This is a genomic window from Arthrobacter sp. MPF02 (genome assembly GCF_046605375.1).
In the GTDB taxonomy this organism is placed as follows: Bacteria; Actinomycetota; Actinomycetes; order Actinomycetales; family Micrococcaceae; genus Arthrobacter.
This window is the reverse complement of the sequence record NZ_CP176772.1, coordinates 925,464-939,810: the sequence shown is the minus strand read 5'-3', so window position 1 is coordinate 939,810 and position 14,347 is coordinate 925,464. Positions and strand designations below refer to the sequence as shown.

The 14,347-nt window shown below is 65.3% G+C and carries 12 protein-coding genes and 1 pseudogene; 5 read left to right on the top strand and 8 right to left on the bottom strand.

The window, feature by feature from the left end; translation table 11 throughout:
• Window positions 1–227: 227 nt before the first annotated feature.
• Window positions 228–1,418: a VIT1/CCC1 transporter family protein gene (locus ACLH0K_RS04500; protein ID WP_411375642.1), complete on the top strand. Its 1,191-nt coding sequence runs from the start codon at window positions 228–230 to the stop codon at window positions 1,416–1,418.
• A gap of 37 nt (window positions 1,419–1,455) precedes the next feature.
• Window positions 1,456–2,361: a matrixin family metalloprotease gene (locus ACLH0K_RS04495; protein WP_411375641.1), complete on the top strand. Its 906-nt coding sequence runs from the start codon at window positions 1,456–1,458 to the stop codon at window positions 2,359–2,361.
• A 15-nt stretch (window positions 2,362–2,376) separates the two neighbouring features.
• On the opposite strand, the gene ACLH0K_RS04490 is transcribed toward ACLH0K_RS04495, so the two are convergent.
• Window positions 2,377–3,501: an LOG family protein gene (locus tag ACLH0K_RS04490; protein WP_411375640.1), complete on the bottom strand. Its 1,125-nt coding sequence runs from the start codon at window positions 3,499–3,501 to the stop codon at window positions 2,377–2,379.
• A 72-nt stretch (window positions 3,502–3,573) separates the two neighbouring features.
• Window positions 3,574–4,785 (bottom strand): MFS transporter, encoded by a 1,212-nt coding sequence (locus ACLH0K_RS04485; RefSeq protein ID WP_411375639.1) that lies wholly within the window; start codon window positions 4,783–4,785, stop codon window positions 3,574–3,576.
• Window positions 4,786–4,975: 190 nt separating this feature from the next.
• Between ACLH0K_RS04485 and ACLH0K_RS04480 the strand changes: the two genes are divergently transcribed.
• From ACLH0K_RS04480 to ACLH0K_RS04470, 3 genes are all read left to right on the top strand, one after another.
• Window positions 4,976–5,425, top strand: coding sequence for a MarR family winged helix-turn-helix transcriptional regulator (locus tag ACLH0K_RS04480; protein WP_411375638.1), 450 nt, complete (start codon window positions 4,976–4,978; stop codon window positions 5,423–5,425).
• A 127-nt stretch (window positions 5,426–5,552) separates the two neighbouring features.
• Window positions 5,553–5,894 (top strand): ArsR/SmtB family transcription factor, encoded by a 342-nt coding sequence (locus ACLH0K_RS04475; RefSeq protein ID WP_411376402.1) that lies wholly within the window; start codon window positions 5,553–5,555, stop codon window positions 5,892–5,894.
• Between the two features lie 16 nt (window positions 5,895–5,910).
• Window positions 5,911–6,393: an SRPBCC family protein gene (locus ACLH0K_RS04470; protein WP_411375637.1), complete on the top strand. Its 483-nt coding sequence runs from the start codon at window positions 5,911–5,913 to the stop codon at window positions 6,391–6,393.
• Window positions 6,394–6,558: 165 nt separating this feature from the next.
• Here the strand turns inward: ACLH0K_RS04470 and sucD are convergent, their stop codons facing one another.
• From sucD to ACLH0K_RS04440, 6 genes and pseudogenes are all read right to left on the bottom strand, one after another.
• A complete protein-coding gene (gene sucD, locus ACLH0K_RS04465; protein ID WP_411375636.1) occupies window positions 6,559–7,461 on the bottom strand; it encodes a succinate--CoA ligase subunit alpha in 903 nt (300 codons plus the stop codon).
• A gap of 30 nt (window positions 7,462–7,491) precedes the next feature.
• Window positions 7,492–8,661 carry an ADP-forming succinate--CoA ligase subunit beta gene (gene sucC, locus ACLH0K_RS04460; RefSeq protein ID WP_411375635.1) on the bottom strand — a complete coding sequence of 390 codons (1,170 nt, stop codon included), beginning with the start codon at window positions 8,659–8,661 and terminating at the stop codon, window positions 7,492–7,494.
• Between the two features lie 221 nt (window positions 8,662–8,882).
• Window positions 8,883–9,428 (bottom strand): annotated as a pseudogene (locus ACLH0K_RS04455) (hypothetical protein); the annotation flags it as partial.
• A 48-nt stretch (window positions 9,429–9,476) separates the two neighbouring features.
• Window positions 9,477–10,766 (bottom strand): glycosyltransferase, encoded by a 1,290-nt coding sequence (locus ACLH0K_RS04450; protein WP_411375634.1) that lies wholly within the window; start codon window positions 10,764–10,766, stop codon window positions 9,477–9,479.
• 94 nt (window positions 10,767–10,860) lie between these two features.
• Window positions 10,861–13,404, bottom strand: a complete 2,544-nt coding sequence (gene pcrA, locus ACLH0K_RS04445; RefSeq protein WP_411375633.1) for a DNA helicase PcrA — start codon at window positions 13,402–13,404, stop codon at window positions 10,861–10,863.
• A 90-nt stretch (window positions 13,405–13,494) separates the two neighbouring features.
• On the bottom strand, window positions 13,495–14,325 hold the full coding sequence (locus ACLH0K_RS04440; RefSeq protein WP_411375632.1) for an inositol monophosphatase family protein: 831 nt from the start codon (window positions 14,323–14,325) through the stop codon (window positions 13,495–13,497).
• Window positions 14,326–14,347 lie beyond the last annotated feature (22 nt).

The following is a 14,347-nucleotide window of genomic DNA, read 5'->3' as shown; positions in this document are numbered from 1 at the left end:
CGTGCTCTTGTCGACGGGGCGCCGGCGGCGCCACACGTTCATCACAACACCGGCAGGCAGGCGGGTCAATAGGCTCGGGCAGCCGGTGGAGGGTGCCCAAGGAGGCCGCTGATTAAGGTGTGCCGAAACCCTTGAGCGAGGCCGGCCAGCCAAAAAACCGCGGAAATCCGCAGTAAGCTGGCACCTGCAATGGGGCCGCAGCATGCCCTACCAGCCCAGGAGTTTCCGTGTCACAGCACGCCCAGCCAGACCATCCACCGTCTGCTTCCACCCCCTCCAGTGCCGCCCCCGCCGGCAGCGGGCCTTCCCGCTCCCCCGGCGCCGGGAGCCGCGTGTCCGCCCCAACCGCCGCGGACATCAAGCGGTGGCGGCAGTACCTGGCCGATGAGCGTGCCGAGGCCGCGGTCTACCGCGACCTTGCCCAGAACCGCCAGGGCGAGGAACGGGAAATACTCCTTGCCCTTGCCGAGGCCGAACGCCGGCACGAAGCCCACTGGCTTGCCCTGCTGGGCGACCAGGCCGGCAAGCCGCGGCAACCGTCCTTCCGCAGCCGCTTCCTCGGCTTCCTGGCCCGGCACTTCGGTTCCGTGTTCGTGCTGGCGTTGGCGCAGCGGGCGGAGGGCCGCTCACCCTACGCCAAGGATCCCAACGCCACCGATGCGATGGCGGCCGACGAGCAGATCCACGAGGAAGTGGTCCGCGGCCTGGCCACACGGGGCCGCAACCGCCTTGCCGGAACGTTTCGTGCCGCGGTCTTCGGCGCCAATGACGGCCTGGTCAGCAACCTGTCGCTGGTGATGGGCATGGCCGCCTCGGGTGTGGCCAGCAGCGTGGTGCTGCTGAGCGGCATCGCCGGCCTGCTGGCCGGGGCCATGTCCATGGGCGCCGGCGAGTTCATCTCGGTCCGGTCCCAGCGGGAACTGCTGGCCGCCACCCGTCCCACCCAGGTCACCCTTGCCGCCGCGCCCAAGCTGGACATTGAGCACAACGAACTCCTCCTGGTCTACCTGGCCCGGGGCATGTCCCAGGAGGCGGCCCAGCACCGGGTGGCGGAGCGGATGGGGGTGTACTCGTGCGACTGCGATCCCAGCCTTTCCCTGCACCCCGAACTGCCCGGCGACGAGGACCAGCACGAGGCCGTGGGCACAGCCTGGGGCGCTGCCTTCTCCAGCTTCTGCTTCTTCGCATCCGGCGCGGTTGTGCCCATCCTGCCGTTCATATTCGGCATGACCGGAGTGGCCGCCCTGGTGGTGTCCGGCGTGCTGGTGGGAATCGCCCTGCTGGCAACCGGCGGCATCGTGGGCCTGCTGTCCGGCACCTCACCGCTCACCCGCGGCCTGCGCCAGCTGGTCATCGGCCTGGGCGCCGCCGCGGTGACCTACCTGCTGGGGCTCGTCTTCGGCACCGTGGTGGGCTAGTGACGGCGGCCCGCGGCGCAATGCCGCAGGTTTCCTGATGGACAGCCGGCCGCCGCGCCACGCCGGCCCGCGTCCGCGCACCGGGGTGGGGTACCGCTCGGTGCTGACCGGCGCGCTCCTGCTGGCAGCAGTCTTTGGTGGCGCCCTGGTGCTGGACGACCCCCGGGTCAAGCAGCTGTTGGACGTCCGCATCGGCCCCGGCAACGCCCGGCAGGAGGACGGCGAACGCGCCGCTCCATCGCACGACGCCCATGGGGGAGCGCAGCCCGGTGTGGACACTCCTCCCCCGGGCTATGAGGAGGCAGACGCTCCCTTGGGTACGCCGGACCCGCCTGACGTGGGCAGTGACTCCTACCGGTTCCTGGCGGTGAACGGTGATGGCAGCCCTGTGGGCTATTCGCCCTGCCGGCCCCTGCATTATGTGGTCAACACCGGCCTCGCCCCGGCCGGTGCCGGGCAGCTGGTCGCCGAAGCAATCGAAACCATTTCTGCCGCGACCGGCATCGAGTTCGTGTACGACGGCACAACGCAGGAGCAGCCGTCACCGCAGCGCCCGCCGTACCAGCCGGACGCCTACGGCGAGCGCTGGGCGCCCCTGCTCATCGCCTGGACCACGCCCGAGGTGGCGCCCCAGCTCAAGGGGAAAGTCATTGGTACCGGCGGCAGCACCCATTTCAGTTACGGTGATGGCCCCAAGACCTTTGTGACCGGCGGCCTGGACCTGGACGCCCCGCAGATCGCCAACGAGCTGGCCAACCCGGACGGCCATCTCTACGCCAGGGCCGTGATCCTGCACGAGCTCAGCCACGTGATGGGCCTGGACCACGTGGAGGACCCGCGGCAGCTGATGTACCCGGAGATCGGGCTGCCGGAGGGGCTGGCCGACGGCGACCTGAACGGCCTGTACGAGTTAAGCAAGGCCCAGTGCCGGAAGGACCTCTGAGCGGGAAGGAACCGGTCAACCCTGCAGTACCGCCACGGCTTCGTCCACCGTATCCACCAGGAAGATCCGCTCCGCCATATCCCGTCCCGCTGCCATGGTGTGCAGCAGCGGCCAGGCGGGGTAGTCGTGTTCCCAATGCCGGCGGCCCACCAGCACCATGGGCGTGACCTTTTCCCTGGCGCCGTAGTAGTTTTCGCAGGCGTCCTGGAAGATCTCCTGGACGGTGCCTGCCGCGCCGGGCAGGAAAACGATGCCGCCCTGGCACAGTTCCAGCAGGATGGCCTCGCGGATCGCGTTGGCAAAGTATTTGGCGATGGCTGTAGCGAAGTAGTTGGGCGGTTCATGTCCGTAGAACCAGGTGGGGATGCCCAGCGAGGGCGTCCCGTCCGGAAAGCGTTCGACGACGGCGGCGGCCGCACGTGCCCACGCTGACACGGAGGGACGGAAGCCAGGGACAGAGGCGAGCATGTCCAGCGCGGCCTGCAGGACGCCGTCGTCCGCCTGGCTGAGGTATGCCCCCAGGTTGGCTGCTTCCATGGCGCCCGGTCCCCCGCCAGTCGCCACGGCAAAGCCGTTGCGGGCCAGCAGCCTTCCCAGCTGTGCGGCCTGGGCGTAGCTTTCTGTCCCCCGCTGCGCCGCGTGGCCGCCCATGACGCCTACCACGGCCTTCCCCGTCCAGGGACGGGACAGGAGCAGTCCGTCCAGGGCATCGCCGATGGCATGATCGTGGAGTGCGGAGGCCAGCGTGGCGTCAAGGCGGTGCCGCTGCCCGGGCTGGATGCTCCACTGGTAGATGCGGGCGTCCGGGAGTTCCTCGTACGGCTTGCCGGCCAGCCCATCATAGAGTTCGGCCGGCGAGTACAGCCTGGAACGGTAGGGGTTGAAGGGGACCGTCTCAAGCCGGGGAAAGATCAGCGCGCCGCGGCTGCGGAGGCTGGTTTCCATGCCTTCATCAAAGGTGCAGCCCAGGAAGATGGCGCCTTCCACGTCCAGGCTTCCCAGGGCGGCGGATCTGCCCCGCAGGTCCAGGGACTGCGCGTGCCAGCCTTCCAGGTGCACCGCGCCGGCCGCCACCAGGCTGTCGAAGGCCTGCAGGTCCTGGACCTCGAGGCTGCGGGGTGTGGGGCCGAGGTTGGTCATGCACCTAGCCTAGCCACCCGCCGTCGTCCCCTCCGCGGTTCTGCGCCGCCGGCTGCACAGCTGGATACAAACTCAGAGACGCAGGGCGTCCGCTGCCTCCACCGGCGCTTCTGCCTGCACTTCCGTGCGGGCGGCACTCTGCCTGGCAGCCGCAGCCGCGTACGCCATGACCGCCAGGCCCAGCAGCGTGATGGCCGCGCCGGCCCAGATGGGTGAGGTGTAGCCCTGGCCCGCCGTGATGGTGACCCCGCCCAGCCAGGCGCCCAGCGCGTTTCCCACGTTGAAGGCACCGATGTTGGCGCCGGATGCAAGCGTGGGCGCCTCCGGGGCGTACTTCATGACGCGCATCTGCAAACCCGGTACGGTGGCGAACCCGAAGCCGCCCATCAGGACAAGGGAGATAACGGTCAGGATCTGGTTCCCGGCTGTCACCGCGAAGGCCACGAGGACCACGGCCAGGACGGCAAGGACCACCAGGAGCGTCCGGTCCACGTTCCGGTCTGCCGCCTTACCGCCCAGGGTGTTGCCGGCAAAGAGTCCGATGCCGAAGACGATGAGCAGCCACGGGACGGTGGAGGCGGCGAAGCCGGAGACCTCCGTGAGCGTGTAGGCAATGTAGGTGAACGCGCCAAACATGCCGCCGAAGCCCAGGATAGTGACCACGATGGACAGCCACACCTGGCCCGAGCGGAACGCGGTCAGCTCCGAGCGCAGGCTTCCTGCCTTCTCAGTTTCACCTGCGGACCTGGGCACCAGTGCGAGGATTCCCACGAGCGCAGCAACACCGATGGCCGTGATGGCCCAGAACGTGGCCCGCCATCCGGCGGCCTGGCCGAGCAGCGTGCCAAACGGAACACCGAGGACATTTGCTGCCGTGAGCCCGGTGAACATCAGCGCGATGGCGCCGGCCTTCTTGCTGGGCGGAACCATTCCGGCCGCCACCACCGCCCCGATGCCGAAGAAGGCACCATGGGAGAGGGCGGCGATGATACGGCCGAGCATCATCGGCCAGTAATCCGCCGCCGTCGCGGACAGAAGGTTGCCGGCAATGAAGAGGACCAGCAGGCCGGCGAGCACGGGTTTGCGTTCCAGCCGGGTCACGGCCGCCGTCAGCCCGAGCGCGCCAACCACCACGGCAAGGGCGTAGCCGGAGATGAACCATCCGGCCGATGCCTCACTGACACCAAAGTCGGCTGCCACATCAGGGAGAAGACCGGCGATAACGAATTCGGTGAGTCCGATTCCAAACCCGCCAAGGGCGAGGGCTATCAGGCCAACAGGCATGGCAATGCTCCTTTTGAGCTGTGGGTGTCAGGTCTAGGCGTCAGCTGTACGCGGCTGGAAAAGCCGCCTAAAATAGTTGCAGGCGCGGGATTTATTGTTGCACATGCAAGTATGCCGCGCAAGCAACTATTTTATGCCCGGTCACGCGGTCCACTCTTCCTAGAGGCCGCGTTCCGCGAAAGGAGCATTCATGGGTATCAAGGACGACGCCATCGAAGTCCGCGCGCAAGGCTGGCGCACCCTGGCGGCCCTGCACGGATTGATTGAAGGAGAGCTTGAGCGGTCCCTGCAGGCAGAGTTCAAGCTGTCTGTCGTGGAGTATACGGTGCTGGACGCTTTGAGCCGCCAGGACGGCTGGCACATGCGCATGCAGCAGCTCGCCCGGGCCTCCGCCCTCAGCCCCAGCGCCACAACCCGCCTGGTGAACCGGCTGGAGGACCGCGGGCTCCTGACCAGGATCCTGTGCGACGACGATCGGCGCGGCATTTACACGGAGCTCACCCAAAGCGGCATCAGGCTGCTCGTGGAGGCCCGGCCGGTTCACGACGCCACGCTGGAACGGGCCCTGGCCGAGGCTCGGAACATCCCTGAACTGGCACCTCTGGTGGATGCTTTGCCCCGGCTCCTCGCCCGGACCTAGGCGGCAAGAAGCTCGTGGTCCCGCTGTTCCCGGCCATAACCAGAATGCATTGCGGTTGAACCAGCACAGGCGTACTTTTAAACAATCGACAGGTTGATAAAGCGATAGGTTGATTAACGAGGCCGTCATGATTTCCAACAGCGAGGCACTGGACTTGGCCTTTATGGCCTTGGCAGACCCCGTGCGGCGGAGCATCATTGCCCGGCTTAGCCGGGGTCCGGCCACAGTGAATGAATTGGCTGAACCGTTTGAGATCAGCAAGCAGGCTGTCTCCAAACACATCCAGGTGCTCGAGCAGGCGGAACTGGTAACACGCACCAGGGAGGCCCAACGCAGGCCCGTACACCTTAATCCGGCGCGGCTTGAGGCGCTGACCGCGTGGATCGACCAGTACAGGCTGGTCCGCGAAGGTCAATTCCGCAGCCTCGACGCCTTACTCAGGTCAAACGCCGATCCCAGCGGCGACTAACCAAGAAGGAGTCACCATGAGCAATCCCCTGAAACTCAGCGTTCCCGAAGGCGTTCCTTTTATCGACTACGAGCGTGAGTTCGATTTTCCTGTCGCGGATGTTTTCCGGGCCCATAAGGAACCGGACCTGATCGTCCAGTGGCTGGGCCCGCGCGGGTACAAGATGGAGATCGACCACTACGATTTCCGGACGGGCGGCAGCTACAGCTATCTGCACACCGGTCCTGAAGGTGTTCCATACGAGTTCAAGGGCATCTTCCACACCGTCCGTGAAAACGAGTTTGCCATTCAGACCTTCGAATTCGGCGGATACCCGGACGTGGTCAGCCTGGAGTTCATGACATTCGAGGACCTTGGGAACGGCAGGACGCGCCTCCGCGGCCACTCCGTCTACCCCAGCCAGGAAGCCCGGGACGGTATGGCCCAGTCCGGAATGGAGGGCGGCATGAGCGAAGGCTACGAGCGGCTGGACGAGCTGCTGAGCAGCGCCATGGTCTAGGACTCAGGGCCCAGCCCAGGTAACTGGCACTTAACGTCGTGAACCTGCGATTTTACGACGCTAAGTGCCACCCAGTCGGGCCGCCTCCCGCCGTCGTCGTACTTAAAGCAAAGCGGCACCGCGTGCCGTCCCAAGGAACAGCAGGCGGTGCCGCTTCCTGCAGTGCTAAAGGGCTGCGTAGACCTCGCGCAGCAGCTTAGCGGTCTCGGATGGCGTCTTGCCCACCTTGACTCCGGCTGCCTCGAGGGCTTCCTTCTTGGCCTGTGCCGTACCGGCCGAACCGGACACGATGGCGCCGGCGTGGCCCATGGTCTTGCCTTCCGGCGCGGTGAAGCCGGCCACGTAGCCGACAACCGGCTTGGTGACGTTGGCCTTAATGAAGTCGGCGGCACGCTCTTCGGCGTCACCACCGATCTCGCCGATCATCACAATTGCCTTGGTCTCGGGGTCGGCCTCGAACGCGGCCAGGGCGTCGATGTGGGTGGTGCCGATGATGGGGTCGCCGCCGATGCCGATGGCGGTGGAGAAGCCAAGGTCCCGCAGCTCGTACATCATCTGGTAGGTCAGGGTGCCCGACTTGGAGACCAGGCCGATGGGACCCTTGCCCGTGATGGTGGCGGGCGTGATGCCCACCAGGGACTCGCCCGGGGTGATGATGCCGGGGCAGTTTGGCCCGATGATGCGGGTGACCTGCTTGCCGTCGGCGTCCACCTTGGACTGGGCCAGTGCCCAGAATTCGGCGGAGTCCTGGACCGGAACGCCTTCGGTGATGACAACAACGAGGCCGATGCCGGCTTCGATAGCCTCCACGACGGCGGCCTTGGTGAAGGCCGGCGGAACGAAGACGATGGAGACGTCCGCACCGGTCTCGGCCATGGCTTCCTTGACGGTGCCGTAAACGGTGATTTCCTTGGCGCCGTGCAGGACCGTGGTGCCGGCCTTGCGGGCATTGACACCGCCGACGATGTTGGTGCCGGCCTTGAGCATCAGGGCGGTGTGCTTGGTGCCTTCACCGCCGGTGATGCCCTGGACGATGACCCTGGAGTCCTTATTGAGGTAGATAGACATGATTCTTTTCCTAGATCTCGGCGGGCTCGATCAGCGGGCGGCGTTGGCGAGCTCGGCGGCCTTGTCGGCGCCCTCGTCCATGGTGGCGGCCAGGGTCACCAGCGGGTGGTTGGCTTCGGTGAGGATGCGGCGGCCTTCTTCGACGTTGTTGCCGTCGAGGCGGACAACGAGGGGCTTGTTGGCTTCCTTGCCGAGTTCAGCGAGGGCTCCAACGATGCCCTTGGCGACCGCGTCACATGCGGTGATGCCACCAAAGACGTTGACGAACACGCTCTTGACCTGCTCGTCGCCGAGGATGATGGACAGGCCGTTGGCCATGACCTCTGCCGAGGCACCACCGCCGATGTCCAGGAAGTTGGCGGGCTTAACGCTGCCGTGGTTCTCGCCGGCGTAGGCCACGACGTCCAGGGTGGACATGACCAGACCGGCGCCGTTGCCGATCACGCCAACCTCGCCGTCGAGCTTGACGTAGTTCAGGTCCAGTTCCTTGGCCTTGGACTCCAGCGGGTTGGCCGCTTCCTTGTCCTCAAGCTCTGCGTGGTGCACGTGGCGGAAGCCGGCGTTCTCATCCAGGGAGACCTTGCCGTCCAGGGCAAGGATGTCGCCGGAACCAGTCTTGACCAGCGGGTTGACCTCCACCAGGGTGGCGTCTTCCTTCTTGAAGACGTCCCACAGCTTGAGGATGACGCTGGCCACCTTGCCGCGAAGTTCCTCGGCAAAACCGGCGGCGGCAACAATTTCGTCGGCCTTGGCCTGGTCGATGCCGACAGCGGGGTCGATGGCGACCTTGGCGAGGGCTTCGGGGCGTTCGACGGCGAGCTGCTCGATCTCCATACCGCCCTCGACCGAGCACATGGCCAGGTAGTTGCGGTTGGCTCGGTCCAGCAGGACGGAGAAGTAGTATTCCTCGGCGATGTCCGCGCCCTGCGCGATCATGACCTTGTTGACCGTGTGGCCCTTGATGTCCATGCCCAGGATGTTGGTGGCGTGCTCAAGGGCTTCATCAGCGGACTTGGCAACCTTGACACCGCCGGCCTTACCGCGGCCGCCGATCTTCACCTGTGCCTTGACGACGGTGACTCCGCCGATCTTGTCGGCAGCAGCCTTTGCTTCTTCAGGGGTGTGCGCCACGATGCCGGCGAGCACGGGAACGCCGTGCTTTTCGAACATATCGCGCGCCTGATATTCAAACAGGTCCACGGTTTAGTGTCCTTCTACGTCGAAGTAGTTTCTGTACAGTCGGACACCATCGAAGACGATGACCGGGCTGCGGATTGCACCCCCGGCGGCCTGTCTGGAAACGAGCCACGCGGCGTGATGCTCCTCTGGGAACTTTAGTCCTTTGTGGGGACCGGCCCGTCCCAGACTACCGCTTATGTGAGTAACGACACTATTCTATGAGGCGTAGAAAAACCGCGGATTTACGGGGTTTTTGGGACTTCCCCCGGGGCCGTCGCTGCGCTCCCGGCCTGCCCGTGGAGCAGTTCGTAACGTTCCGGCGAGACGAAGAATGCGACGCCTGCAGAGAGGTTTCCGCACGCCACCCCACCGTTGTAGGCCGAACACCTCAAGCCGTTGCGTTCGAGGTTTTGACCGTCTCTCAAAACGGGCAGCTCGGAGATTGGACCTGCTTTGCTTCCGGCGGGGCCGAACGTTGCTTCCATTTCCGTGACGCCGGACCGGCAGCCGCCGTACGTGGCATTGTCCGGCGTCAGCAGGGCGACGCCGCCCAGATAACCAAGGTTCGTGCCAGCACAGTCGTCCTTGACGTCCCAGGCGGATGGCTCGGGGTAGGTGCCGAGCTGGCAATGGGCTACGGGAACGCTGGCCAGCTTGTTGTTCGCTGCGTCGCTGAAGCTGTTCGCCTCATACGGGAGGTTCAGGTGTTCCCCGCGTGCTGAAGTGAGGGAGCAAACCACCGCCCGGCCCTCGGTGACAAAGGAAAGGACATCCGTGCCGTTGGCAAAATCCTCCCCCGTACAGTTCGTCGCATGGGCTCCATTATGCCCGCGGCGTCACCCGGCCCTGTCCGGGCGCGCCTTCTCGATGACGTCGGCCGCAGCCCCGGGCGGATCTTGGGCAGCAAAGTGATCCCGTATCTGACTGGCGCGGTGCCGCCAGGAAGGGTCGGAAAGGATGGTCCGGACAGCGGCGCGGATCTTGTCCGGTGACGGAGCATCAGTGCGGAGGTTGATTCCCATGCCAGCAAATTCCACTCGGGCGTTGACGTCGTTCTTGCCTTCATTGACTCCGGAAACCACCAACGGGACCCCCTTCGAGAGGGCAAGCTGGACTCCCCCAAACCCTCCGTTGGTGACGAAGACGTCGGTGGTTTCAAACAAAGAACCAAAATCCAGGTAGTCGCGAATCTGGATGTGGGGCTGCCGGTAGCGTTCGCGAAGTTCCTCGGTCCCCCTTCCGCCAGTCGCCACCATGATCAGGGCGCCCTCCATGTCTTTCAGGGCTTCCAGGGCTGGACGGATGAGTTTGTCCTGGTCCGCGTTGTCCACCGTGCCCTGGGTTACCGCGATGGTGCTGGCGTATCCCTCCGGCGGTGGTTCGCCGGCAGTCCCGCCCGGCAGGCGGTAAGGCAGGAGCGCGCCGACGTAGTGGACCTTGGGATTATTGTTGCGCCGTGGAAAATCCAGCGACATGGTGCCGGTCTGGATGACCGCGTCAGAGCACCGGTATGGCTCGTCGGTCAGCCTTCCCCCTTTCGGTACTTCCTGCCCATAAACGGCGTGCTGCCGCCGGTAGCTTTGGCTGGCGGCGCGCAGGATCACCTTGTCCGATATAATACCCGCCATGCCCTGCCAGGCCCTTTCAACCGGGTTGCGCGCCGGCAGGAAACCGAAGAACAGCGGTGGAACCAGCGGGTCGCTCTCCATATTCGGAATGACCACAAAACTCACGACCGTTGTTCCCATCAAGTGCATCACCAGGCGCTGGATGAACATGGAACTGTCCGCCACGAGCACGTCGAAAGCAAAGTCCTCGTCGAGTTCGCGAAGATCCTCAAAAAAATTGCTGATGTTGCTCGCGAAGATCTTCTCGCCGTCGAAGCCGATCGCCCACGGTCCCTTAAGCTTTGCGCGTTCAGGATAGAGCTCAAAGAGGTTGTCCGCCCGATGCTCCACGGCGCGTTTGAAGGGGCACAGGGGAATTCCAAGGTCCTGCAGCTTGCCGGCAAACACCCGGCCCGTGTACCAGCGCACGTCGTGGCCGCGCTCCTTCAACCGCATGGCGACGCCGGTCATGGGATTGAAGTGTCCGTCGATGGCCTGGCTCGCAAAAAGGATGCGCATGGTCCGCTCCGTGCTTTTGGCTCAGCTGCGAAAGTTCCTGAACTCTAGCCCTGCGGCGGAACCCGGGCAAGATTTATCCACCGCTTATGTTTACCTAGGCGTCGAGTTTGGTGAGCGGTGCGTAGCGCAGCAGCAGGCGCTTTTCGCCGGCGTCGAACTTGACCTTGGCAACAGTTTTGTCCCCGGCGCCTTCCAAACCGATGACAGTGCCGTTGCCGAAGCTGGTGTGGTTGACCTTGTCCCCCACGCTGACCGCGATGATCTCCTTCTGCGGCTGTACCCGGTTCCGGGCGATGACCGCGGGAACGTCGGCGTCGAAGCCCGCGGCGGAGCCACGGGCCGTCCCGGCGCCCCAGAACGATCCGCTGTAACGGCCGGATCCAATGGAGCCGCTGCTGCTCCCCCAGGCCGCCTGCCTGCTGGTGCCTTCCCGCTTCCATTCCATCAGTTCTGCCGGGATCTCCTCCAGGAACTGGCTGGCGGGGTTGTACTGGCTCTGGCCCCACATGCTGCGGACCTCCGAGCGCGTGACGTACAGCCGCTTGCGGGCGCGGGTGAGGCCCACATAGGCAAGCCGGCGTTCCTCAGCAAGTTCCTTGGGGTCCGTGGCGGAACGCTGGTGCGGGAAGAGCCCGTGCTCCATTCCAGTCAGGAACACCACGGGAAATTCCAGCCCCTTTGCGGTGTGCAGAGTCATCAGGGTGACCACGCCCAGCCGCTTCGCCTCGGCGACTGCGGCGTCGACGTCGGCGCCCGGTGCGTCGGGAATCTGGTCGGCGTCGGCCACGAGGGACACCTGCTCGAGGAATGCTTCGAGCGACCCTTCGGGGTTGTCGCGTTCGTATTCCCGGACGACGGCCACAAGTTCCGCGAGGTTTTCCACGCGGCTTTCGTCCTGGGGATCCGTGCTGGCGCGCAGCGCTGCAAGGTACCCGGTTTGTTCCAGCACTGCTTCTAGGGCGGCTGCAGCGCCGGAGCCGACCGCCACCTCCGCCAGATCGTCCAGCAGCTTCACGAATCCGAGGACCGCGTTGACGGAGCGGGTGGCCATTCCGGGCGCCTGCTCGGCACGGCGGGCGGCGGCCATGAAGGAGATCCGTTCCCGCTGCGCGAGGGCCGCAACGGCTCCTTCAGCGCGGTCGCCGATGCCGCGCTTTGGTTCATTGAGGACCCTGCGGAGGTTAACGTCGTCGTCCGGGTTCACCAGGACCCGGAGGTAAGCCAGGGCGTCCTTGATTTCCTTGCGCTCGTAGAAGCGGGTGCCGCCCACCACCTTGTATGGCAGGCCCACCCGGACCAGCACGTCCTCGATGGAGCGCGACTGGGCGTTGGTGCGGTAAAAGATGGCGACGTCGCCCGGGCGGAGGTTGTCCTCGTCCTGGAGCCGGTCGATTTCCTTGGCAATGAACTGGGCTTCGTCGTGCTCGTTTTCACCCACGTAGCCGATGATCTTGTGGCCTTCGCCCTCTGCGGTCCAGAGCCGCTTCTCGGGCCGGTTGGGGTTGCGGGAGATGACCGAGTTGGCGGCGCTAAGGATGTTCTGCGTGGAGCGGTAGTTCTGCTCGAGCTTGATGGTCCGTGCCTCGGGGTAATCCTTTTCAAATTCCACGATGTTGCGGATGTCCGCGCCGCGGAAGGCGTAGATGGACTGGTCAGAGTCGCCCACCACAGTGAGCTCGGAGGCTCCCGGCCCCTCCCCCACGATCTCGCGGACCAGGGCGTACTGGGCGTGGTTGGTGTCCTGGTATTCGTCCACCAGGACGTGCCGGAACCGGCGCCGGTAGGATTCGGCCAGCGCCGGGAAAGCGCGGAACATGTAGACGGTCTCGGCGATGAGGTCGTCAAAGTCCATGGCATTGGCCTGGCGGAGCCGCTGCGTGTAGCCCTTGTACACGTCTGCAACAGCCTGTTCGAAAGGATCGTTGTAGTTCGCCGCGGATGCGAAGGAATCAGCGTCGATGAGTTCGTTCTTCAGCGCGGAAATCTTGTGCTGGATGGACTTGGGCGCGAACTTCTTGGGGTCGAGGTCCAGGGCTTTGGACACCTGGGTGACGAGCCGGAGCGAGTCCGCCGAATCGTAAATGGAGAAGTTGGATTTCAGCCCGACGTTGGCGGCCTCCTGGCGCAGGATCCGCACGCAGGACGAGTGGAAGGTGGAAATCCACATGATCTTGGCCCGGCCGCCCACCAGCGCCTCGATCCGCTCCCGCATTTCCGCAGCGGCCTTGTTGGTGAACGTGATGGCCAGGATCTCGCCGTGGTGCGCCCTGCCTGTAGCTATCAGGTAGGCGATCCTGTTACTGAGCACGCGGGTCTTGCCTGACCCCGCACCGGCCACGATCAGCAGTGCGGACCCGGCATGTCTGACCGCTTCCTCCTGCTGCGGGTTGAGCCCTTCGAGGAGCTGGGAGGCGTCCGGCCCCCGCCCCTGGTAGCGCTGCCCTTCAGGCTGGGCGGCGGCGTGTGCATGCCCCTCGTTCCGGCTGCCAGTCCGGCTGTCCGCCTTGGTTTCGGATGGAGTGCTGCCGCCCGGGCCGGCCGCGGTGGCCACGGCGTCAAAACCCGCCTTTGCACGGGCGGCCGACGCGGGAGCAGCCTTGAACGGTCCGTCGGAGTACGGGTCAAACAACATATCCATGATGCCTACAAGTTTAGGCGGTGGGACCGACAGGCACGTGCGGCCTGTGGATTACGCCACGCAGCACCTCGCGTGGCGGCGGAAAATTTCCTAGGCAACCGATCCGGACTCGAGTGCCGCACGCAGCTCACGCACCGCCGTCGTGCCTCCTGCCATAAACCATTCCAGCCCGTTCACCCGGACTGTATCAACGGCGCCACCAGCGGCCCGGACAATTGCCTTGCCGGGCAGCCAGTCCCATTCGGGGCAGCTGTGCTGGAACCAGCAGCCAAGCTGCCCGTCCGCTACCCGGCCGAGGTCGCATGACCCCGAACCGAGCATGCGCAGTGCGGCTGCGGACGTTGCTGCCGCATGCCACGGCATGGCGCACAACGGGTCCATCAGCCAGGTGGGATGGATGTAGGTGGCGGCGCCCAGCTCGGCAACGGCGGTGGCGTTCCGCCCGCCCCTGTTGTCCCGGTAAACGGTGATCCGTTCCCCGTTGAGGGAAGCCGGATGGTCGCGGCCACCAACCCACAGCTTGTTTTCCTCCGGCTGGTAAATCGCGCCGAGCAGCACGTCGGAGCTGTCCTTCAGGGCGATGGCCGAGCACCAGTAGGTGGAGCCGTGCAGGAAGTTGTAGGTGCCGTCCACCGGGTCGATCACCCAGGTCCGGCCGCTGGTGCCCTGGATGGACGCGCCTTCCTCGCCCAGGACGCCGTCCTCCGGGCGGCAGCGCTGCAGCTGCTCCAGGACATAGGCCTCGGCGGCATGGTCGGCGGCTGTTACCACATCCGAGATGGAAGTCTTCTGCTGTGACTGCAGCCCTGCCATCCGCATCAGGAGCGCCAACTGCCCGGCTTCGCGGACCAGGGCCGCCGCGAGCTGGTGGTCGTCCAATGCGGGGTCAAGTTCAACGGCGCTGTGCCGGCCAATGGTCATGGCTTCAGTGTATGGGGCGGAA